Genomic DNA, 22,173 nt, shown 5'->3' with positions numbered 1-22,173 from the left:
TTTGGAGGAGCACATATGAAATTAAAACAGGCCGTAACGGGGATGGCAGTGCTAGCCTGCATGAGCACGGCAGCGCACGCACAATCGGCCGGCACCATTTACTTCTCGACGGGCTGGTTCCATCTTGCGCCCCAATCGAGCAGCGACCCACTGACCGTGACCAGCATTGGCGGTAGCCCAACCAACATCACCGAAGCCAACACCGGCGCCTCGCTGAGTTCGGCCGATACCATCGGTTTCACCGCCGGCTACTTCGTCACCGACCATATCGCAACCGAATTCGTCATTGGCGTCCCCCCTACTTTCGATCTGTACGGCACGGGCAGCTTCGCGCAGTTCGGCAAGCTCGGGCAGGCCAAACAGTGGAGCCCGACGCTGCTGTTCAAGTACTACTTCAACGCGCCGACCGCTTCGTTCCGCCCGTATCTCGGTCTCGGTGTGAGCCGCATCTGGTTCACCGACGAACACATTTCCAACAGCGCATTCGAAGCCAACGTTCTGCATGGTCCGACCAGTGTGTCGACGGATAGTTCGTGGGAACCCGTGTTTAATGCGGGCTTCACGTACGCCTTCAATCAGCATTGGTTCGCCGGCGTGTCGATCTCGTACCTGCCGCTCAGCACGACCGCAAAGCTCAGTTCGGCATCGGCCACGCCGGTCGGCACGCTGACCGTGCAATCGCAAACCAAGATCAAGCTGAACCCGATCGTCACTTACGTCAACGTCGGTTACCGTTTCTAACGCTTCGCTAGAGCGGGTAGCTTGAATTAGGGTAGTCGAATTTTCGCGACCTGGGGAACGCCGTCATCGAACCGATCACGGCGTTTGCATTTGGCGTCTCTGTTGCATCGGCATGGCAGCGTCATCCGGCATCAGCGTTTGTAAATTTGACGCGAATTCGGCGCGTCCATGTGCAAAATCCGGCGACGATACGGGCACGCCCCATCCTGTCGTGAGCCGCACGCGTGCAGCGGTACCGGCGATGCAGCGCTTGGCATCGAAGTTGCGTTTAGATGGCGTTTCCTATGCGACGACGTGATACTGCGTCTGCGCATTGCGTGTCCGCGCGACGATGCGCGGGGCCTTTCAACTCATCGACGGAGCGACCATGACAGCACTTCCAAATACGCGAGACGCCCTCGGCGAATCCTGGACCAGCGCGAGTCGCCGCGCGCGGCGCATCGCTCGCCACAGCCGCCACGCGGCCGAAGACATCGCGGTCGAGTTGCGCACCCTGCTGTCGGAACTCGAATCGACCTTGGCCGACGGCACGCAGGCCGACGCCGTGGCCCTGCGCGGCAGGCTGCGCAAACAGTTGGACGCCGCGCGCGAGCGGCTGAACGACACGCGCGACGCGATGCGCGATCGTGCGGGCGTCGCGATCTCGGACGCCGATCACTACGTGCATGAAAATCCGTGGCAGACGATTGCGATCGTCGGCGGGCTTGCGCTGGTGCTGGGGGCGCTGTTCGCGTCCCGTTCGCGATGACGCTGGCTTGCCCGGTTTGACGGTGCTGGCAAGGGGGCGCGACGGCCGCTCGATGCGAAGGCTGAACGTTACACTGCTTGCCGCGCCCAGCCGCTAGCGCCTAGTTGTCGTCGATCACGAACAGCCGCCGATACTCCTTCAGCGCGTAACGATCGGTCATCCCCGCGATGTAATGCGCGATCAAACGCGGCTGACGCGTCGCATCGGCCGACTGATAGTCCGGCGGCAGCAGCCGCGGGTCGTCGGTGAACGCGTCGAACAGGCCGACCACGACGCGGCGTGCCTTATTGGCCATGCGCATCACGCGATAGTGACGGTACATGTTTCTGAACAGGAAGCGCTTGAGCGCCGCGGCCTGCGCGGCGATCGCATCACTGTGCGCGACGAGCGGTGGCGCCGCGCGTACGTCGTCGAGTGACGCCGGCGCGTAGCGCGCGAGATTGGCCCGCGTCGTTTCGATCAGATCGACGATCAGCGTATTGATCACGCGCCGCACCGTCTCGTGAATCAGCCGACGCCCCTCGATCTGCGGATAGTCGCCGCGCGCCGCCTCGCAGTGCGTCTGCCAGAGTTCCACTTCGGCGAGCTGCTCGAGCGACAGCAGACCGGAGCGCAGACCGTCGTCGACGTCGTGATTGTTGTACGCGATTTCGTCGGCGACGTTGGCGATCTGCGCTTCGAGCGACGGTTGCCGCCCTTCGAGAAAGCGCTCGCCCAATGTGCCGAGCCGGCGCGCGTTGTCGCGTGAGCAGTGCTTGAGAATGCCCTCGCGCGTCTCGAAGCACAGGTTCAACCCATTGAACGCTCCGTAGTGCTCTTCAAGTTCGTCGACGACCGTGAGGCTCTGCAGGTTGTGCTCGAAGCCGCCATGCTCGCGCATGCATTCGTTCAACGCATCCTGGCCGGCATGGCCGAACGGCGTATGGCCGAGATCGTGCGCCAGCGAAATCGCTTCGACGAGATCTTCATTGACGCGCAGATTGCGCGCAACCGAGCGCGCGATCTGCGCAACTTCGAGGCTATGGGTGAGGCGCGTGCGAAACAGGTCGCCCTCGTGGTTGACGAATACCTGCGTCTTGTATTCGAGCCGCCGGAATGCGGTCGAGTGGACGATGCGGTCGCGGTCGCGCTGAAACTCGGTACGCGCGCTCGGCGCGGTTTCCGCATAGCGACGCCCACGCGACTGGCTCGAATGCGCCGCGTACGGCGCGAGATGCGCTTCGAGCGCCTGCTGGGTCGGCGCGGGGACGGCGGGTGTGGCAACCGCGGCAGCGGCATCCGCGGTGCTGACCGTGGCGGCGATGACGCCGTTCCCGGCGCCTGCGCGCGCGCTCGTCGTGTCATGCTGGATATCGTCGCTGCGCCTGTCAGTCACCGGGTCCTCCGAAACATGGGCGGCGCCTCGTGACGCGGGTGCGTGAAGCGTGGCTGCAGGGCCGTGTTGAATCTAGACGGCGGCGGCCAGCGTCGCATGCACGTCGGCGTCGGGCGCGCGGGTGATCAGTGTCTCACCGAAACGCTTCAGCAGAATGAACTTGATCGCGCCGGCTTCCGCCTTCTTGTCGATCTGCATCAGCTCGATGTAACGATCCGCGCCGAGCGCGGGAGCACGAGTGGGCAGATGCGCGGCAAGCACGACGTCGACGAGCCGCTTGCGCGACGCTTCATCGAGATGGCCGAGCCTCACGGACAGATCCGCCGCCATCACCATTCCGCAGCCGACCGCCTCGCCGTGCAGCCACTCGCCATAGCCGAGGCCGGCTTCGATCGCGTGGCCGAACGTGTGACCGAAGTTGAGGATCGCGCGCAGACCACCTTCGCGCTCGTCCTGCGCCACCACCGACGCCTTGATCTCGCACGAGCGTTTGACTGCCTCGGTCAACGCCTCCGGTTCGCAGCGGTTCAAAGCCTCGATATTGGCCTCGATCCAGCTGAAGAATCCGGCCTCGGCGATTGCGCCGGTCTTGATGACCTCGGCGATGCCCGCCGCGAGTTCGCGTTCGGGCAACGTACGCAATGCGCCGATGTCAGCGATCACCGCCCGAGGCTGGTAGAACGCGCCGATCATATTCTTGCCCAGCGGATGATTGATGCCGGTCTTGCCGCCGACCGACGAATCCACCTGCGACAGCAACGTGGTCGGCACCTGGATGAACGGCACGCCGCGCATGTAGCAGGCGGCGGCAAACCCGGTCATGTCGCCGATCACACCGCCACCGAGCGCGATCAGCGTGGTCTTGCGGTCGGCGCGCGAGCCGAGCAGCGCGTCGAAGATCAGGTTCAGCGTCTGCAGATTCTTGTGTGCTTCGCCGTCCGGCAAAACCACCGTGGACACCTGCTTGTTCAGCGGCGCAAGCGCTGCGCGCAGCTTGTCGCCGTAGAGCGGATCGACGGTGCTATTGGTGACGATCGTGACCGAGTTGCCGGCGATATGCGGCGCGAACAGCGCGGTCTGGCCGATCAGGCCGGCACCGATATGGATGGGGTAGGCGCGCTCGCCCAGTTCGACGTTGACGGTAATCATACGGTCCATTATGAAGCAGGATGTTTGGCGACGCCGGCCATCTCGAGCTGCATCAGAACCATGTTGACGAGTCCGTTGACCGAGGGCCGGCCGGTTTCGATCACGAAGTGCGCGCATTCGCGGTACAGCGGGTCGCGCACTTCATAGAGCGCTTCGAGGCGCGCCTTGGGGTCTTCCGTTTGCAGCAGCGGGCGATTCTTGTCGCGCCGCGTGCGCAGCCACAGGTCATGCGGATTGGCGCGCAGATAGATCACGAGGCCACGACTTTTCAACGCTTCGCGGTTTTCCGGCCGCAGGACTGCACCGCCGCCGGTCGCGAGCACGATATTGTCGCGCCCGGTCAGCTCGGAGATCACGCTCGCTTCGCGATCGCGAAAGCCCGCTTCGCCCTCGAGCTCGAAGATCACGGGAATGCGCGCGCCCGTGCGCGCCTCGATTTCATGGTCGGAATCGAAGAACGGGCGCTCGAGACGGCGCGCAACCGCCCGACCCACAGTGGTTTTTCCTGCCCCCATGAGCCCTACGAAAAAAACATTGGCGTGTGCGTCCCGCGCTTGCAACGGTGTCCTCTGGCTAATCCGGTGTAGTTCGTGCCGCAGCTTACTGGCAAAGCGGCTGCCTTGTCGAGCCTGCGCGCCGCCGGCGGACGGCGGTGCATGCGTGCCCTATATGCCCTAATTTTCCCGCACCACGCGCGGCGTGATGAAAACCGCCAGTTCGCTACGCGTGTCGCGATGAGTCCGATGGCGGAACAATGCGCCCAGAACCGGTATTTTGCCGAGGAGGGGCACCCGCTCGACGTCGTCACGGTCGTCGGTCTCGTAAATTCCGCCGATCGACACCGTACCACCGTCCTCGACCTCGACGCGCGTTTGGACGTGCTTGGTGTTGATCGCGGGCCCGGCGTCGGTCTGCTCGCCGACGCTGTCCTTCGCGACGTCGAGATCGAGCACCACGCGGCCATCCGGCATGATCTGCGGCTCGACCTCCAGTTTGAGCGTCGCCCGGCGAAACTGCACGCCCGATACGCCCTGGCCGACCTTCGCCTGATACGGCAGCTCGGTGCCCTGCTCGACGATCGCCTTCATCCGGTCCGCGGTGACGACCCGTGGGCTCGACACGATTTTCCCATGCCCTTCGGACTCGAGCGCCGAGAGTTCGATATTCAGCAGCCGGGTCGCGTGAGCCGCGAACAGCGTGAGGCCGGCGGTCGCGGCATCGAATCCGGAGATCGGTCGGGCCGACAGATCGTACACGGAGCCGTCCGTTCCACCCGTCAGCCCTCTCGACGTACCGTCCGCGCTGGTGCCGGCGAGCGACAGCCGCACCCCGAGATTGCGCGAAAAGCCCTGGTCGCCTTCGACGATCTGAGCCTCGATCAGCACCTGGCGAGTCGGCCGGTCGACGGAAGCGATCAGCGCCGCGATCTGCTCGAGCCGCCCCGCGAGATCGGTGACGAACAGCAGGTTGGTGCGCGGATCAGCGGTGACGGCGCCACGTTTGGACAGCACGCGCTGGGTGCCGGAACCGGTCAGCAGGCGACGCACGTCCTCGGCATGCGCGTAGTGCAGCTCGAAGGTGCGGCTCACGAGCGGCTCGAGGTCCGCGGCGCGCGCGTGGGCTTCGAAGCGCTGACGTTCGCGCGCGGCGAGCTCGGCGGCAGGCGCGACCCAGATTACGTTGCCGTGGCGCTCCATCGCCAGATTATTGACATCGAGCAAGGTGTCGAACGCGGTGCGCCACGGCACCTTGTCGAGACGTATCGACACGGCGCCGCGCACTTTGGCGCTGGCGACGATGTTCAGGCCGGTGAACTCGGCGAACGCTTTCAGGACCGCGCCAAGTTGCGCACGCTGAAAGCTCAGCGAGATCGGCTCGTTGCCCGCGGGAAGGCCCGAGTCCGCACTGGCCGATGCGTCGGCGAGGCGCGGCCGCGGCGGCAGCGGGACCGGCGGGCCTTCGAGACCAGGCGTGCCGGCACTGTCGTCGCGAGCCGGGGTGGCGGGTTGTGTTGTGGCGAAGGCGGCGGCATCGGGCCGTTGGCGAGGTCGTCCGGGGAGGCGTCGGGCGCTATCGCGGAACGCGCGGCCGGCTGGAGCGTGTCCGGCTCCTGGGCCGCGCCTGGCGTGGAAACGTCGCCGAACGGATTCGCCGCCTGGCCGATGCCGCCGCTCGGCAGCGGCGCCGTCTCGTAGGCGGTGTTGGCCGATACGGCCGGGTCGTCGAGCGCCGCGTAAGTCGGCAACGGCGGCAGCAGCAGTGGCGTCGCTGCCTGGGCGACGCCGGCACCCAGCGTCGCGGCGACGTAGAGCCCGAAACACCGTCCGGAGACGACGCGGACCTCGCGTCCGACACCCATCTTCGCCACGCTCCATCGCTTGAGCGGGCGCATCATGACGCCTCCGTCAGCGTCAGCGTGCGCGTCGCGCCGCCGTTCGCGAGCGTAATGCCAAGCGCGTCGAGCTGTGTGACCCGCTCGACGCCCAGTCGTTGCCCAGCCGCGACCGTCGTCGTGCCGTCTGGCGTGTCGAGCAGCGCGAGCCCGCGGGTACGATCGCGCAGCAAACCGACAAGGCGCAACTCAGAAGCATCGCCCAGCTCGCCGCTCGCGGAGATCTGCGACTTCGCAAACGGATCGAAGAACACGAGGCCTTCGTCGTCATCGTCGGCAGCCTCGTCGGCGTCAGGGCTCGCCTCGGCGCTCGCAGCCGGGGTGTCGGGCGCCGGTCGCAGCGCGGCGTACACCTGCAGCGTCGCGGCCACCGCGAGCCCTTTGCCGTCCTGCTTGACGGTCACGTCGACGGGAACGATCAGCACCGGCAGTTGCGCGAGCCCGTGGAAAAACGCCATCAGGTGAACGAAGTCGGTGCGCGCGGTGAGCTGCAGCACGCGCATCCGCTCGACGCCCTCGCCGCTCGCCGCGCCCGGTTCCACCGCAAGCAGCGCGACGCCGCTTTGCGTGGCCAGCTCGGAGACGATGCGCACGTCGTCGGCGGAGTTCCACGACACGGCGCTCGACGCCGTGGCCGGCATCGCCGCGGCTGCACGGCGCAGCGACGGCAGCTGTGCGAGCGTGTGCCGCGCGGCCGCGAGACGCTGCGTGCTGACCGCGAGCGCCGCGCGGCTCGCTTCCAGTCCGGCGAGATCAGCCGCGTTCCAGCCGTACGCGCCGACGCCGAACACGAGCGCGGCAAGCGTCGCCGCGACGAGCCAGCGACGGCGCCGGCTCCACGCCTCGAGCGGCATACGCGCCTGCTTGACCCAGCGCGAAAAACCCGCGGACCCATGCGCCGCACCACCCGCCTCAAAAAAGGTCGTGCTCATCGCGCACCTCCCGTTGGTGCGGCCTTCAGGGCGCGTGCCGGCTTGTGCGGCGGATCGCCCCAGCGCAGGCGCGCATCGAACTCCACGGGTCCGCCTATCGCCTGTTCCGTCGACGCGCCGCCCTTCCCCGTCGGCCGATGCAGATCGCGCATCTCCGCGCCCTGCACGCCGTGGATCGCGCCGAGCCGCTTGAGCCACTCAGCCGACGCGATATGGTCACTCGAAGTCGCCAGCAATTCAGTCTCGTACTCGCGCTGGCGCAACTGCCGCAACACGACGCGATCGCCGGGTTCGAAGCTCAGCGCGTCGAGCAGATCGCGCAGATGTGCGAGCGGCCTCGCGAGACTCGCGGCGCGCGCCGCGGCTTCGCGCTCATCCTGTTCGGCCCGCGACAGCTTCGCGTGCTCCGCGAGCGGCACGGCGAGCGGAGTCAGCGCCTGCCCGGCCGCCGCGAGCCGCGCATCGAGCCGCGCTGCAGCGAAGCTCTGCCAACCGGCGACGAGCAACACACCCGCGGCACCGACACAAGCGGCCACAGCCCAGTCGCGCATACAGCGGCGCCGCGCGAGTCGCGCGTTGCGTTGGCGATACGGCAGCAGATTGAAGCCGCCCAGCCACGGTACAGCGGCGCGCTGATCGGCACTCGCGGCGACGCCAGACGAAAACGACAGAACGGCCTTCATTCCAGCACCCCGCGCAACGCGAGCCCAAACGCGACCGCGCCAGCCGGCTCGTGCAGCAAGGCGTCGTCGAGCGGCCGCGCGTGGCTGCCGAGCAGCGCGCATTCGAACGGCAGCGCCGAGCAGCCGAGCACGTCGCCAATATCGGCGAGTGAAAAGCCGACGCCGTCGAGCAGATCGATTTCGCCGCCAATCAGCGCGCAGTCGAACTCCGGCCCGCGCATGAGATCGCGCAACGCGTCGGCGAGATCGGCATGCTCCGGCGCCGGGTAGCGCATCTCGCCGACGCTCGCGCCATCGACGACGCTCCAGCCGTACACGCCGTCCGTACCGACCCACACCGCCGCGTACGGCTCGTTCGGGTCGAGTTCGCGACTGGCCGCGTGGCGCAGCGCGCGCAATGCCGCGTGCGGTTCGCCATCGATCGCGGACAGCGAAATCCCTGCGGTCGCGGCGCATTCGATCCGCGCTTCGAGATGCTGGCGCGCGGTCGCGGCGATCTTCACCGAGCGCACCGGCGACGGCGTCTCGTCGACGTACCAGTCGACCGCGAGCGCATGACGCTCGAGGCCGGCGATGCGCTCCGCCTCTCCCATCACCGCGGGCGCAAGTCCGGCGAGCGCAACGCCGCCGTCCTCCGCCTCGCAGTCGCTCTGAGCGGCGAGCCGCGCGAGCGGCACTGTCGTCGTTAGCGTGGCCGACGAAGGCACGGCCATCGCGCAGCGCAGCGCGTGCGTCGCGCATACGCGCGGCAAACCGGCGAACGCATCGCGCAACGCCCGCGCGACGGCCTGCCGATCGACGATCTCGGCGCCCGCCATGGTGCCGGCCGCGAAGGGCACCGTGCTCATATGTTCGAGATGCAGCGCGCCCCGGGCGCGTTGACTCACCACGACGAGACGCACGTTTTGCGAACCGACATCGATGCCGGCGGCGAAACGCTGCCGGCCCTCCCGCACCGCCTGAAGCCACGAATTTTTATAGGCCATACCGCCCTCCCTCTGACTCACGCGACGAACCATTCGAACGCGAGTAACGAGGGATCATTGTCGGCAGACGCACGTCCTAACGACATTCAGCCGAATGGCTAACGCGGATGCGAAGCCGCCCCGAGCGACATCAAAGCGACTACAGTTGGGACTACAGCGAAGTCATTCCCGCGCCGCCTGGCGTGTGCCGATTGCGCGTCATTCGTAAGCTTGTCGAAAGCAGAAAAACCCTGGCGGCTATAATCGCGGGACTGTTTTTCCGGTACTCCTATGCAAGCCACGTCTCCTACGTCCCCGCCGCCCGCGCCGAAACGGCGCGAACGTCCGTTATGGCTGAAGCTGATCCTCGGCTTTGTCGGGTTGATCGTGGCGGGCATCGTATGCGTGGCGCTGGTGCTCGGCTATGCGCTCGTCGTCGCGACGCCGAACCTGCCGTCACTCGATGCATTGACCGACTATCAGCCCAAAGTGCCGCTGCGAATCTATACGGCCGACCACGTGCTGATCGGCGAATTCGGCGCGGAGCGGCGCGACATCGTGCACATCCAGGACGTGCCCGACAGCCTGAAGAAAGCGATTCTCGCGATCGAGGACGCGCGCTTCTATGAGCACGGCGGCGTCGACCTCACCGGCATCGCGCGAGCCGGCTTCGTCGCGCTGACCAACGGTCATGCGACGCAAGGCGCGAGCACGATCACGATGCAGGTCGCGCGCAACTTCTTTCTGTCCAGCGAGAAGACGTACACGCGCAAGATCTACGAGATGCTGCTCGCGTACAAGATCGAGTCGAAGCTGAGCAAGGATCAGATTCTCGAGGTGTACATGAATCAGATCTATCTCGGTCAGCGCGCGTACGGTTTCGCGAGTGCCGCGCGCGTGTACTTCGGCAAGGATCTGAAGGACCTGACGCTCGCCGAATCGGCGATGCTCGCCGGTCTGCCGAAGGCGCCCTCCGCGTATAACCCGGTCGTCAATCCGAAGCGTGCGAAGGTGCGCCAGGAGTACATCCTGCAGCGCATGTACGAATTGCACTACATCACTCAGGAACAGTACGACGAGGCGAGCCGGCAGCGGCTCGTCGTGAAGGGCATGGGCAAGGAGTACAGCGTGCACGCGGAATACGTCGCGGAAATGGTGCGGCAGATGATGTACGCGCAGTATCGCGAGGAAGCCTACACGCGCGGCCTGAACGTCGTGACCACGATCGACTCGGCCGATCAGGACGTCGCCTACCACGCGGTGCGCAAAGGCTTGATGGACTACGAGCGCCGTCACGGCTATCGCGGCCCGGAGGCGTTCATCGATCTGCCGGCCGACGCCGACGAGCGCGAGCAGGCCATCGACGACGCGCTGCTCGAACATCCCGACAATGGCGAAATCATCGCGGCCGTCGTCACGGCGGCGAGCCCGAAGCAGGTCCAGGCGGCGTTCATCGACGGCAATGTCGCGACCATTCAGGGCGACGGCCTGCGCTACGCGCAGTTCGCGCTCGGCCCGCGCGCGCAGCCGAATCAGCGCATCCGGCCCGGCGCGATCGTGCGGCTCGTGAAGAACGACGAGGGCGACTGGTCGATCACGCAATTGCCCCAGGTGGAAGGCGCGTTCATCTCGCTGGTGCCGCAGGACGGTGCGATCCGCTCGCTGGTCGGCGGCTTCGACTTCAACAAGAACAAGTTCAATCACGTGACGCAGGCGTGGCGTCAGCCGGGCTCCAGCTTCAAGCCGTTCATCTATTCGGCGTCGCTCGAAAAGGGCCTCGGGCCCGCCACGATCATCAACGACGCGCCGCTCTTCTTCAGCGCCGCCGAAACCGGCGGCCAGGCGTGGGAGCCGAAAAACTACGGCGGCGGCTTCGACGGTCCGATGACGATGCGCACCGCGCTGCAGAAATCGAAGAACCTCGTGTCGATCCGCATCCTGAACCAGATCGGCCCGAAGTACGCGCAGCAATACATCACGCGGTTTGGCTTCGACGCGGACCGCCATCCCGCCTATCTGCCGATGGCGCTTGGCGCGGGCCTCGTGACGCCGCTGCAAATGGCCGGCGCGTTCTCGGTGTTCGCCAACGGCGGCTATCGGATCAATCCGTATCTGATCGCCGAAGTCACCGATCAGCGCGGCATCGTCGTCGCGCACGCGCAGCCGCTCGTGGCCGGGCAAAGCGCGCCGTTCGCGATCCAACCGCGCAACGCCTACGTGATGAACAGCCTGCTGCAAAGCGTCGCGCAGCACGGCACCGGGGCGAAGAGCAACGTGCTCAAGCGCACCGATCTCGCCGGCAAGACCGGCACGACCAACGATTCCCGCGACGCGTGGTTCGCCGGCTATCAGCACACGCTCACCGCGATCGCGTGGATCGGCTACGACAACCCGCGCAGCCTCGGCGACAAGGAAACCGGCGGCGGCCTGGCGCTGCCGGTGTGGATCGAGTACATGGGACGCGCGCTGAAGGGGGTGCCCGAGTACAAGATGCCACGCCCCGACGGCGTCAGCGAAATCGGCTCGGAGCTTTATTTCGACGAGTTCACGCCGGGCCACGGCTTCATCGCGACGGTCGGCGTCAGTCAGGCGACGCTCGATGCGGAGGCGAGCGCGGCAGCCGCCGCTCCGGAACAGGTTGGCGAACAGGAAAAGCAGGACATCATGAATCTGTTCCGCGGGCACTGAGGCTGCGTCGATGTCCCGCTAGAAAAGAAAAAACCGCCGCGTTCGTTACGCGGCGGTTTTGTTTTGAGAGCGTCTCGCGCTTATTACACCGCGCTCATAGCGCGGCGATCCGCACCGGCTCGCCAGCCTGCTGCGTCGCATACTGCGACAGCGCCGCGAAAAACTCCGCGCCGCTGCGCGTGTCGCGCCATTCACCGTCGACGAAACGGAAGTGGAAACCACCGGCTTTGGCGGCGATCCAGATCTCGCTCATCGGCGGCTGAAGGTTGACGATGATCTTCGTGCGGTTCTCGAATTCGAGCGTCAAAACGTTGCCGCTGCGCTCGAGCTCGATGTCGGCGTCGATGTCGTCGAGCGCGCTCTCGATGGCGGCCAGCACGGCTTCCGCACGGGTCAGGTAATCACTATCGGACATGCTAAACTCCATCGATTATTCATTCAGGGACAGTCATGCGAGTCGTAACTCGGATGCGCGCGGCAGCGCCCGGCCGCGCGATTGTAGCGGTTTTAGTCATTCTCGCAGGTTGTGCGCTTACCGGCTGCGGCCAACGCGGCTCACTCTATCTGCCGACCGTACCGCCGATGCCTGCCCCGCCGGCTCACCGCACGCAAACACCATCGACCGATCGAACGCAACCGGCTAGCGGCAGCGCGGCCGACACGGGTTCGATCCCGGACACCTCGGGCACGCCGCTCACGCTCGCCCCCGAAGACCAGCTCGCGGCGCCGCCCGCTTCGGCGGCATCGGCTCCCGCAGTGCCGCTGCCCGCCTCTGCCGTCCCTTCCGTTCAATAAGACTTTCGCATGACTCGATCCGCATTTGACTACGTCGACGGCGTATTGCACGCCGAAGGCGTGTCCGCCGTTTCCCTCGCCGAGCAGTTCGGCACGCCGCTCTACGTCTATTCACGCGCCGCGCTCACCGCAGCGTGGAACGCCTATGCGGGCGCCTGCGCGGGGCGTCGCGCGAGCGTGCACGTGGCCGTCAAGGCCAACAGCAATCTCGCGGTGCTGAACGTGTTCGCGCGCCTCGGCGCGGGCTTCGACATCGTGTCGGGCGGCGAGCTCGCGCGCGTGCTCGCGGCTGGCGGCAAAGCGGAAAACACCGTGTTTTCGGGCGTTGGCAAGCAGGCAAGCGAAATGCGCGACGCGCTCGCGGCGGGCGTCAAATGCTTCAACGTCGAATCGATTCCCGAACTCGACCGCCTCAATTCGGTGGCGGGCGAGATGGGCAAGAAAGCGCCGGTGTCGCTGCGCGTGAATCCCGATGTCGATGCGAAAACGCATCCGTACATTTCCACCGGACTCAAGACCAACAAGTTCGGCGTCGCGTTCGAAGATGCGCGTGCCACCTACCAGGCGGCCGCAGCGATGTCGAATCTCGAGGTGATCGGCATCGACTGCCATATTGGCTCGCAGATCACCGAAGTCGCGCCCTATCTCGACGCGATCGACAAGGTGCTGGAACTCGTCGAGCAGATCGAGCAGGACGGCGTGTCGATTCGCCATATCGACGTCGGCGGCGGTCTGGGCATCACCTACGACGACGAAACGCCGCCGGAAATCGGTGAGTTCGTGCGCACGGTGCTCGATCGCATCGAAGCGCGCGGCCACGGTCACCGCGAAGTCTATTTCGAGCCGGGCCGCTCGCTGGTCGGCAATGCGGGCGTGCTGCTCACACGTCTCGAGTTTCTGAAGCCGGGCGAGGACAAGAACTTCGCGATCGTCGACGCGGCGATGACCGATCTCGCGCGCCCCGCGATGTACGACGCCTATCACGCCATCGAGCCGGTCGTGAAGCGCGACGTCCCCGCGCATGTGTACGACGTGGTCGGCCCGGTCTGCGAAAGCGGCGACTGGCTCGGCCGCGAGCGGCTGCTCGCGATCGAACCCGGCGATCTGCTCGCGATCCGCTCGGCCGGCGCGTACGGCTTCGTGATGAGCTCGAACTACAACACCCGTGCGCGCGCCGCCGAGGTGATGGTGGATGGTACACAGGCGCATGTGGTTCGCGCGCGCGAAGAGGTCAAGCAGCTGTTTGCGGATGAAACGATACTGCCGGCGTAAACGTCAGTCCCTGCGGCAGAGCGCGAAGGTCGAGCGCAGCAACGAAAATGGCGATGCCACGGTGGCATCGCCATTTTTATTTGAAACAGCGTGACGCCAATAAACTCGCCATCATCGTCGGCGCGTTCCCATCCTCCGCTCACGTATCCACACCACCAGTCGCCATCCCAGCAACGCGATCATCACCGCGCCGTAGATCTTCGGCAGCAGCAGGTCGTGCTTGCCCGCCTTCATCCACCAGAAATGCAGGATCGCGAGCACGCCGATCGCATAGATCGCGCGATGCAGCGTCTGCCAGCGACGTCCGAGCTTGCGCACCATCGCGCGCGGCGACGTGACCGCGAGCGCGATCAGCAGCACGAACGCGGCGAAGCCCACCGTGATGAACGGCCGCTTGCCGATGTCCTTCAGAATCTCCGCAACATCGAACCACTTGTCGAACCACAGGTACGTGGTGAAATGCAGCGTCGCGTAGAAGAACGTGTAGAGCCCGAGCATGCGGCGCAAACGCACGAACGCGGCGACGCCGGTCAGACGGCGTAGCGGCGTCACCGCGAGCGTGATGCACAGGAACACGAGCGTCCACAGGCCGGTCGAGCGTGTGATGAATTCAATCGGATTCGCGCCGAGCCGGTCGGTCAGGCCGAACAGCACGAGGCGCGCGAGAGGATAGAGCGCCGCGATGAAGACCGCGACTTTGGTGGGCACGACCCAGCGCGCGCCGCCGGTGGAACGCAGCTTCGCCGCCGACGCCGACGAGGTCCGCCGCGTCGCAGGCTCGGTGCGGGTGACAGTTTGCGTATCGGAAACCATCGCGCTCGCCCTAGAAGTTCTTCTTCAGGTCCATGCCCTGATAGAGCGACGCGACCTGATCGCCGTAACCGTTGAACATCAGCGTCTTGCGTTTCGGCGTGAAAAAGCCGTCTTCGCCGATGCGCCTTTCAGTGGCTTGACTCCAGCGCGGATGATCGACATTCGGATTCACGTTCGAATAAAACCCATATTCGTTCGACGCGTACGTGTTCCAGCTCGTCGGCGGCTGCTTCTCGACGAAGCGGATTTTCACGAGCGACTTCGCGCTCTTGAAGCCGTACTTCCACGGCACCACGACGCGCACCGGCGCGCCGTTCTGATTCGGCAGCACCTGGCCGTAGAGGCCCATCGTCAGTAGCGTCAGCGGATGCATCGCCTCGTCCATCCGCAGGCCTTCGGAGTAAGGCCAATCGAGTATGGGTGCCGACAACCCTGGCATCTGCGACGGATCGGCGAGCGTGATGAACTGCACGTACTTTGCATTGCCGGTCGGTTCGACGCGTTTGATCAGCTCCGACAGCGAGACCCCGATCCACGGCACCACGATCGACCAACCTTCGACGCAGCGATGCCGGTACACACGCTCCTCGAGCGGCGCGAGCTTCAGCAGATCGTCGATGTCGTACACCTTCGGATTCTTGATCTCGCCCTCGACGCTCACCTTCCACGGATGCGGCCGCAACGTGCCCGCGCGCTGCGAGGGGTCGGATTTACCGGTGCCGAACTCATAGAAATTGTTGTAGGTCGTGATGTCCTTGTACGGCGTGATCTTGTCGAGCGCGACGAACCTGGTGTTGGTTTTCGCCGCGAGCTTCTGCGCCTTCGGATCGGGCGACGAGTAGGTCGCGAGCGCCTCGCCGCTCACGCCGATCAGGCCGCCGAGCGCCATCGCGCCCGCCGCCTGCAGGATGCGTCGCCGGTTTTCGAACACGTGCCGCGGCGCGATTTCGCTGCGCGCGATGTCATCGCCGGTCAGTTGAATTCTGTCGCTTCGCTTGATCCACATCGTGCTACTCCTTGCCGGCCCGCCGCGTCGCGCGCGTTGCGGAGCCTTATTGATGATCGCCCCTTTGGGGGCGTCTGTCATCCATGGGTAGTTGCTCTGGTGCTCGACTGGCGAACACCGGGGAGCAACGAATATTCCATCGGCCATAAAAAAACCGCCGGTGCGAAAGCACGCGGCGGTTCTTAGTCGGTTCAGCGCGGCGGATCTTACAGCTTGCCGTAGCTATGCAAGCCCGACAGGAACATGTTCACGCCGAGGAACGCGAAGCTCGTGACCAGCAGCCCGGTCAGCGCCCACCACGCGGCGAGCGCGCCGCGCAGGCCCTTCATCATACGCATGTGCAGCCAGGCCGCGTAGTTCAGCCACACGATCAGCGCCCACGTCTCCTTCGGGTCCCAGCTCCAGTAGCCGCCCCAGGCTTGGGCGGCCCACAGCGCGCCGAGAATCGTCGCGATCGTGAAGAACGCGAAGCCGACCGCGATCGACTTGTACATCACGTCGTCGAGCACGTCGAGCGCCGGCAGACGATCCGCGAGCACGCCGCGTTCCTTCGCCAGATATGCGACGCCGACCATCGCCGACAGCGCGAAGCTGCCATAGCCGATGAAGTTCGCCGGCACGTGAATCTTCATCCACCAGCTTTGCAGCGCCGGCACGAGCGGCTGGATCTGCTGCGCATCGCGCGCGACCGAGTACCACATCAGGAAGCCGACGGCTGCGCTGATCACGAGCAACACGAACGCGCCGAGCGCGCGCGTGTTGTAGTGCTGCTCGTAGTACAGATAGAACAGCGCGGTGATCAGGCTGAACAGCACGAACACTTCATAGAGGTTCGAAATCGGAATATGGCCAACGTCCGCGCCGATCAGATACGACTCGTACCAGCGCACCATCATGCCGACGAAGCCCATCAGCACCGCCGCCCACGTCATCTTCGAGCCGATCGCGGCGCCGGTCGGCGAGCGCGACAGCAGCGCGATCCAGTAGAACCCGGTCGCGAATACGAAGAGCGCGCTCATCCACAGGATCGCGGACTGGCTCGACAGGAAATACTTGAGGAAGAAAGCGTTGTCGGCGCGGCTCAGATCGCCGTGGTAGATCTGGATTGCGAGCAGCGACAGCGCGGCGATTCCCACCATCAGCGGACGCACCGGCTTCCAGCGCCAGCCGAGCACGACGAAAACCGGCACCGAGCACATCAGCACCAATTTGTCGTAGTAGTTCATGAACGGGTAATAGCGCGACAGCGCGAACCCGGCGCCCCCGACGAGCGCGAGCGCGAACAGCCAGTCGACGATACCCAGGCGTTTCAGGAACGGCCGTTCGTCGAAGTTCGGGAGTTCGGGCGTGCTGCTCGCAAACGCCTTGTCGGCGCGTGAAGCAGAAGAAGAGGAGGAGGAAACCTGAGTCAAGTCCATGATCTTACCGGGTCGAATCCTGTGAGCTTGCCGACGCAGCGGCGGCCTGGCCGGCCGGGCTGGCATCGGCTGCTTCGATGAGTTTCGCGCCCAATGCGGCGCTCACGGCGGCCCGCGTCTGGACGAACTCTTTCTCGAAGTCTAGCGTCTTACGCGCGCTCGACATCGCCATTACGACGCTCGTGCCGTGGTCCGTGTCCTTGAGCCAGAACCACAGACGCCGTTCGCGAACGTAGAACATCGAGAAGATGCCCAATACGAGAAGCAGGCTGCCAAGATACACGACTTTTTTGCCCGGCGCGCGCGTCAACTGAAATACCGAAGCTTGCACCTGCTTGAATGAGTCAAGCTGCAAATAGACCGGCGATCCATACAGAAAGCTGTCGGAAATCGCATTAAGCGAACTCTGGATGAAGCGGCTCGTGTCCGCATCGGCCGGCGCGGCGGGCTCGCCGAGCCGCTGGCGCGACAGTTGCCACAAGTCCCACGTCACACCTTCGAGCATGCGAAGCAGCAGGCCCGCGGCCTTTTCCTGCTCGCCCTTCGGTACCGAGCGGTCGATAAACCCAGCGACCGCCTGGAAGCCGCCGAGCGTTTCGCCATTCGGCATCTTCATGCTGCCGTCGGCGCCCGCAAAAAGGGTCAGCACCCGCAAGGCGCTTTCCTCCAGATGTTGCTGCAACTCCGCATTTGAACCCGGCACCGAACGCTGCGCGAATTGATGAGCGGCGATGGCCCGTTGGTTCGGGTCTTCCAGCGTGGCGCGCAGATTCATCCATTCCTTGAGCGTGCCGCCGCTGTCGGCGGGAATTCGCAGATAGCGGAACGGGTCATCGGGATTCAAGCGCATGCCGGCGAGGAACATTTTCTCGCCGTTCACGTCGACGGGCAGCATGTAGTTGTTGTATTCGCGCGCCTGGCCATCCTTGCCGCGAATCTTGTACTGCACCGACGGGCCGACGTTGTGCAGATCGAGCGGCTTCGACGTTTTCGCGCCGGAGCCGAGGCGCTCGTCGAACGCTTCCTTCAGCGAGTGCTGCGCGACAACCCCGCGCGCATCGTTCTGCCCGTTGCCGTTCGAGATGTTTTCGACGTTGATCGCGCGGAAGTCGGTGAATTCGACGGTCTGGCCATCGGCCAGCGGCGTGGCCGAGCTCAACGGCGCGCTGCCGCCGATCGTGCCGCCAAACGGCGCGGGCTTTGCACTCGGGCCGGACATCGGGAAGGCAGTCATCTGCATCTGCGAGCCGCCGTCCTGGAAGCTCGATTGATAAATCGACACGCCGTCGTATTCGAACGGCTTGTTGACCTCGACGCGCGCCGGCACGCGCGCGCCGGTCTTGTGATCGATCACGACGATGTCGCTCGCGAACAGCTTCGGCATGCCGGTCGAGTAGTAATCGACGATGAACTTGTTGAGCTCGATCGAAAACGGCAGGTCCTGGATCAGCGAACCATTGGGCTGATTCAGGATCGCGGTCGACACGTGCTGCCCTTCGGGTACCCACGCGTAGCCGCGGAACGTCGGGTTCGATTGCGACAGCCGATGCTCGGGCGAAATCTCGTTGATCACCGTGTTCGAGTTGATCGGCGACTTGTCGAACAGCCACATTTGCAGCTTGATCGGCAGATTGCTGTCGAGCAGGCCGCCGAGGCAGATCACGACGATCGCGAGGTGCGCGGAGATGTAGCCGAACTTCGTCAGCGCGCCACGCTTCGCGGCGATCAACGTCGCGCCGTCCGACTCGCGCGTGACGAACTTGTAGCCGAGCTTCGCCGACAACCTTGCGAGCACCGCCGCCGACTGCGCGCGCGTGCCGTGCACCGCGAACTCACCCTTGTGATGGAACGCGCGCAGGCTGCCTTCTCGAACCTTGTCCTTCCAGCTCTTCACGTCGGCGACCATCTTCGGCGCATTTCGGATCACGCAGAGCGACACAGACACCATCAGGAAGCCGAGAATCAGCATGAACCACCACGAGCTGTACACCGTGTAGAGGCTCAGCGCGCGGAAGATGTCCGCCCAGAACGGACCGAACTGGTTGACGTAGTTGGGATACGGATCGTCCTGCGTGAGGACGGTACCGATGATGCTGGCGATCGACAGAATGACGAGCAGCGCAATGGCGAAACGCATCGAGCTCAGGAGCTCGATGGCGCTGCGCATGACGCGATTGCCCGACTTCGACTGCAGACCCGACGTGGTGACGCTCATTCAATCTCCGACTGAACAGCAAAAAAGGGTGAAGGGCTGTCGTAGCGACGACACCCTCACCCTTTTCTTGTTTTTCACCGGCCTCGCCGGGCCGGTTGGATTTGCGCGGACGAAGCGCTTAATGCAGGCCCGCGATGTAGTCGGCAACCGCTTTGATTTCGTTGTCCGACAGACGCGATGCTATCGCATGCATCGCGTCGTTGTTATTACGAGCGCCCGGACCTTGCGTGAACGCGGTCAATTGCGTGACCGAGTACTCGGCCCACTGCCCCGACAGGCGTGGATACTGGATCGGAATGCCCTGCCCCGTGGGCCCGTGACAGGCCGCGCAGGCCGGCACCCCGCGGTCAGCAATCCCACCGCGATAGATCTGCTGCCCCACCGCGACGGTCTTCTTGTTGTGCGCATAGCCTGGCTTGGGCGTCTGCGTCGAGAAGTAAGCCGCGACGTTGATCATGTCCTGATCGGAAAGCGCGGCGGCCATGCCCGCCATGATCGCATTGTTGCGCGCGGCCTGTTTGGCGCCCGGCTGCGGCTTGAAATCTCTGAGCTGCTTGACGAGGTACTCAGGATGCTGGCCCGCCAGTTTCGGGTATGCGCCGCCGGCACTGTTGCCGTCTGCGCCGTGACATGACGCGCATACCTGTACCGCGATTGCCTGCCCCCGATTGATGTCCGGCTTTGCCGGATCTGCTGCTCGTGCCTGAATTGCCAAACCTGAAAGAGCTGCCGTTACATGAAGCACCATCAGAGTCTTGCACAGTCGATTCATTCGCACACCCTGTCTCGTCTTGTGGGATTTTAGATGTTCTGCAAAGTACGACGACGGCGACCGAGTGACCGCCAGGAGCCGCCAAGGCACGTGGGGCGGCCTCCTAAGGTTTTCAGTAAACCATCGTATTGTACAATAACTCGCTAATCGCTTAGACGCCAGTCGGGCTTGACCCCGTTCCCGCTGCGGGCTCCGCAGCTTCTCCAATCTGGCTTCCACCATGCCCTTCCTGCTCCACGAATCCCGCTTCTATACCACCGTCAATCATCTGCGCGACCTGCCGTCCACCGCGCAGCCCGAGATCGCTTTCGCGGGACGCTCGAACGCGGGCAAATCGACCGCGATCAACGTGCTCTGCAATCAGAAGCGACTTGCATTCGCAAGTAAGACGCCTGGCCGCACGCAGCACATCAATTATTTTTCGGTTGGCAAGGCGGATGAGCCGACCGCCTATCTGGTCGACCTGCCGGGCTACGGTTATGCGGAAGTGCCGGGTGCGGCGAAGGCGCACTGGGAAGCGCTGCTGTCCACGTATCTGCAATCGCGCTCGCAACTGCGCGGCATGATCCTCATGATGGATTCGCGCCGCCCTCTGACGGATCTAGATCGGCGCATGATCGAGTGGTTCGCGCCGACCGGCAAGCCGATCCACACGCTGCTCACCAAATGCGACAAATTGACGCGCCAGGAAAGCACGAACGCGTTGCGCACCGCGCAGAAGGGACTGGCCGAATATCGGGCTGCGGGCTATCGCGGCGAACTCACCGCGCAACTGTTTTCGGCGCTCAAGCGAACCGGGCTCGATGAAGCGCATGAGCTGATCGAGAGCTGGCTGATCCCGGAGGCAGCGGGCGAAACAGGCGAAACGCCGGCCGCGGGCTGAACGCATATCAATGCAGGAATCCCGCGGCACGCGTGATATGCCTGTAAAACCCGCGTCAGAGCGCGTTTGCGGCCGCGCATAAAAAAACCCGCCGCTTGAACGGCGGGTCAAACAGCCTAATCGAAAAACGACAGGCACCCGCTCAGGGAGGAGAAGCGGGGAGGTCAGCGCTAGGCGCCTTGCTCGATCGGTATGATATACCATTGTCTCGAAAAGTTTCCGGGAGCGGAGCTAGGTGCTATTTGTCCACTCCACCTATCCACGATCTTCGATTCGATATGAGCTTCTACCCGCACTACCGTCCGCGCCGCATGCGCCGTGACGACTTCTCGCGTCGCATGATGCGCGAAAACATCCTCACGACCAACGATCTGATTTACCCCGTATTCATCGTCGAGGGAACCAACGTGCGGCAAGCCGTGCCGTCGATGCCGGGCGTCGAGCGTGTGTCGGTCGATCTGCTGATGGGCGTCGCCGGGCAGTGCGTCGAACTGGGCGTGCCGGTGTTGTCTCTGTTTCCCGCGATCGAGCCCTCGCTGAAAACACCCGAAGGCCGTGAAGCGGCCAACCCCGCGGGCCTGATCCCGCGCGCGGTGCGCGAGTTGAAGAAGAATTTTCCGGGGCTCGGCGTGCTCACCGACGTGGCGCTCGATCCGTATACGAGCCATGGTCAGGACGGCGTGCTCGACGAAGCCGGCTACGTGATCAACGACGAAACCGTCGAGATCCTCGTCGAGCAGGCTCGTGCGCAGGCGGAAGCCGGCGTCGACATCGTCGCGCCGTCGGACATGATGGACGGACGCATTGGTGCGATCCGCGAAATGCTCGAGAGCGAGGACCATATCCACACGCGCATCATGGCGTACGCGGCGAAGTACGCTTCGGCGTTCTACGGCCCGTTCCGCGATGCCGTCGGTTCCGCGACGAACCTCGGCAAGAGCAACAAGATGACCTACCAGATGGACCCGGCAAATTCCAACGAGGCGCTGCGCGAAGTGCAGGCCGACATCAACGAAGGCGCGGACATGGTGATGGTCAAGCCGGGCATGCCGTATCTGGACATCGTGCGTCGCGTGAAGGACGAGTTCCAGTTCCCCACCTACGTGTACCAGGTAAGCGGCGAATACGCCATGCTGAAGGCCGCCGCGCAGAATGGCTGGCTCGATCACGACAAGGTGATGATGGAATCGCTGCTCGCGTTCAAGCGTGCAGGCGCGGACGGCGTGCTGACGTATTTCGCGCTGGATGCCGCGAAGATCCTGCGTTCGCAGAAGTAAGCCAGGCGCGGTTTAGCGCGCGGCCGTCGAGAAAAAAACGGAGGCGAAC

General features: G+C 64.5%; 19 protein-coding genes and 1 pseudogene. 7 read left to right on the top strand and 13 right to left on the bottom strand.

Features of this window, described 5'->3' with window-relative positions; genetic code table 11:
• Positions 1-15 precede the first annotated feature (15 nt).
• A complete protein-coding gene (locus OKW39_RS13745; RefSeq protein WP_429356249.1) occupies positions 16-741 on the top strand; it encodes an OmpW/AlkL family protein in 726 nt (241 codons plus the stop codon).
• Between the two features lie 367 nt (positions 742-1,108).
• Positions 1,109-1,489, top strand: a complete 381-nt coding sequence (locus tag OKW39_RS13740) for a DUF883 family protein (protein WP_090802126.1) — start codon at positions 1,109-1,111, stop codon at positions 1,487-1,489.
• 100 nt (positions 1,490-1,589) lie between these two features.
• On the opposite strand, the gene OKW39_RS13735 is transcribed toward OKW39_RS13740, so the two are convergent.
• The 7 genes and pseudogenes from OKW39_RS13735 to pilM all read right to left on the bottom strand — a co-directional run bounded on the left by OKW39_RS13735 (position 1,590) and on the right by pilM (position 9,006).
• Positions 1,590-2,792 (bottom strand): deoxyguanosinetriphosphate triphosphohydrolase, encoded by a 1,203-nt coding sequence (locus OKW39_RS13735; RefSeq protein WP_311541596.1) that lies wholly within the window; start codon positions 2,790-2,792, stop codon positions 1,590-1,592.
• Positions 2,793-2,936: 144 nt separating this feature from the next.
• A complete protein-coding gene (gene aroB / locus OKW39_RS13730; protein WP_167368607.1) occupies positions 2,937-4,013 on the bottom strand; it encodes a 3-dehydroquinate synthase in 1,077 nt (358 codons plus the stop codon).
• An 8-nt stretch (positions 4,014-4,021) separates the two neighbouring features.
• On the bottom strand, positions 4,022-4,573 hold the full coding sequence (locus OKW39_RS13725) for a shikimate kinase (protein ID WP_090802131.1): 552 nt from the start codon (positions 4,571-4,573) through the stop codon (positions 4,022-4,024).
• 114 nt (positions 4,574-4,687) lie between these two features.
• A pseudogene (locus tag OKW39_RS13720) lies at positions 4,688-6,408 on the bottom strand (type IV pilus secretin PilQ).
• Positions 6,405-7,337, bottom strand: coding sequence for a hypothetical protein (locus tag OKW39_RS13715; protein ID WP_429562876.1), 933 nt, complete (start codon positions 7,335-7,337; stop codon positions 6,405-6,407). The pseudogene OKW39_RS13720 and the gene OKW39_RS13715 overlap by 4 nt, the downstream one beginning before the upstream one ends.
• Positions 7,334-8,020, bottom strand: coding sequence for a fimbrial assembly protein (locus tag OKW39_RS13710; RefSeq protein ID WP_429562875.1), 687 nt, complete (start codon positions 8,018-8,020; stop codon positions 7,334-7,336). The genes OKW39_RS13715 and OKW39_RS13710 overlap by 4 nt, the downstream gene beginning before the upstream one ends.
• The gene (gene pilM / locus OKW39_RS13705) at positions 8,017-9,006 is read right to left on the bottom strand and encodes a pilus assembly protein PilM (RefSeq protein WP_090802137.1); all 990 of its coding nucleotides are present in this window, start codon (positions 9,004-9,006) and stop codon (positions 8,017-8,019) included. Before pilM ends, OKW39_RS13710 begins: the two co-directional genes overlap by 4 nt.
• A 270-nt stretch (positions 9,007-9,276) precedes the next feature.
• Between pilM and OKW39_RS13700 the strand changes: the two genes are divergently transcribed.
• Complete coding sequence (locus OKW39_RS13700) at positions 9,277-11,673, top strand: penicillin-binding protein 1A (RefSeq protein WP_429562874.1); 2,397 nt, start codon at positions 9,277-9,279, stop codon at positions 11,671-11,673.
• Between the two features lie 94 nt (positions 11,674-11,767).
• Here the strand turns inward: OKW39_RS13700 and cyaY are convergent, their stop codons facing one another.
• Positions 11,768-12,088: an iron donor protein CyaY gene (cyaY, locus tag OKW39_RS13695; RefSeq protein ID WP_090802140.1), complete on the bottom strand. Its 321-nt coding sequence runs from the start codon at positions 12,086-12,088 to the stop codon at positions 11,768-11,770.
• A gap of 35 nt (positions 12,089-12,123) precedes the next feature.
• Between cyaY and lptM the strand changes: the two genes are divergently transcribed.
• Together lptM and lysA are read left to right on the top strand one after the other, a co-directional pair.
• The gene (gene lptM / locus OKW39_RS13690; RefSeq protein ID WP_090802141.1) at positions 12,124-12,468 is read left to right on the top strand and encodes an LPS translocon maturation chaperone LptM; all 345 of its coding nucleotides are present in this window, start codon (positions 12,124-12,126) and stop codon (positions 12,466-12,468) included.
• A gap of 9 nt (positions 12,469-12,477) precedes the next feature.
• Entirely contained in the window at positions 12,478-13,740 is a 1,263-nt protein-coding gene (gene lysA / locus OKW39_RS13685; RefSeq protein ID WP_429562873.1) for a diaminopimelate decarboxylase, read from the top strand.
• 111 nt (positions 13,741-13,851) lie between these two features.
• Here lysA and msrQ read toward each other — a convergent pair whose 3' ends face one another.
• The 5 genes from msrQ to OKW39_RS13660 form a co-directional block, all read right to left on the bottom strand.
• On the bottom strand, positions 13,852-14,553 hold the full coding sequence (msrQ, locus tag OKW39_RS13680; protein ID WP_429562872.1) for a protein-methionine-sulfoxide reductase heme-binding subunit MsrQ: 702 nt from the start codon (positions 14,551-14,553) through the stop codon (positions 13,852-13,854).
• 10 nt (positions 14,554-14,563) lie between these two features.
• Positions 14,564-15,559 (bottom strand): protein-methionine-sulfoxide reductase catalytic subunit MsrP, encoded by a 996-nt coding sequence (gene msrP / locus OKW39_RS13675; protein WP_187612942.1) that lies wholly within the window; start codon positions 15,557-15,559, stop codon positions 14,564-14,566.
• A 206-nt stretch (positions 15,560-15,765) separates the two neighbouring features.
• Complete coding sequence (gene ccsB, locus OKW39_RS13670; RefSeq protein WP_090802147.1) at positions 15,766-16,977, bottom strand: c-type cytochrome biogenesis protein CcsB; 1,212 nt, start codon at positions 16,975-16,977, stop codon at positions 15,766-15,768.
• Positions 16,978-16,981: 4 nt separating this feature from the next.
• On the bottom strand, positions 16,982-19,192 hold the full coding sequence (locus OKW39_RS13665; RefSeq protein WP_090802149.1) for a cytochrome c biogenesis protein ResB: 2,211 nt from the start codon (positions 19,190-19,192) through the stop codon (positions 16,982-16,984).
• A 118-nt stretch (positions 19,193-19,310) separates the two neighbouring features.
• On the bottom strand, positions 19,311-19,964 hold the full coding sequence (locus OKW39_RS13660) for a c-type cytochrome (protein ID WP_429362807.1): 654 nt from the start codon (positions 19,962-19,964) through the stop codon (positions 19,311-19,313).
• 220 nt (positions 19,965-20,184) lie between these two features.
• Between OKW39_RS13660 and yihA the strand changes: the two genes are divergently transcribed.
• Positions 20,185-20,847 (top strand): ribosome biogenesis GTP-binding protein YihA/YsxC, encoded by a 663-nt coding sequence (gene yihA / locus OKW39_RS13655; RefSeq protein ID WP_429562871.1) that lies wholly within the window; start codon positions 20,185-20,187, stop codon positions 20,845-20,847.
• Positions 20,848-21,125: 278 nt separating this feature from the next.
• Positions 21,126-22,124, top strand: coding sequence for a porphobilinogen synthase (gene hemB, locus OKW39_RS13650; protein WP_090802152.1), 999 nt, complete (start codon positions 21,126-21,128; stop codon positions 22,122-22,124).
• The last annotated feature ends 49 nt before the right edge of the window (positions 22,125-22,173 follow it).

It is taken from the genome of Paraburkholderia sp. MM6662-R1 (assembly GCF_050436245.1).
GTDB lineage: Bacteria > Pseudomonadota > Gammaproteobacteria > Burkholderiales > Burkholderiaceae > Paraburkholderia > Paraburkholderia tuberum.
This window is presented reverse-complemented; position numbering and strand designations above follow the sequence as displayed.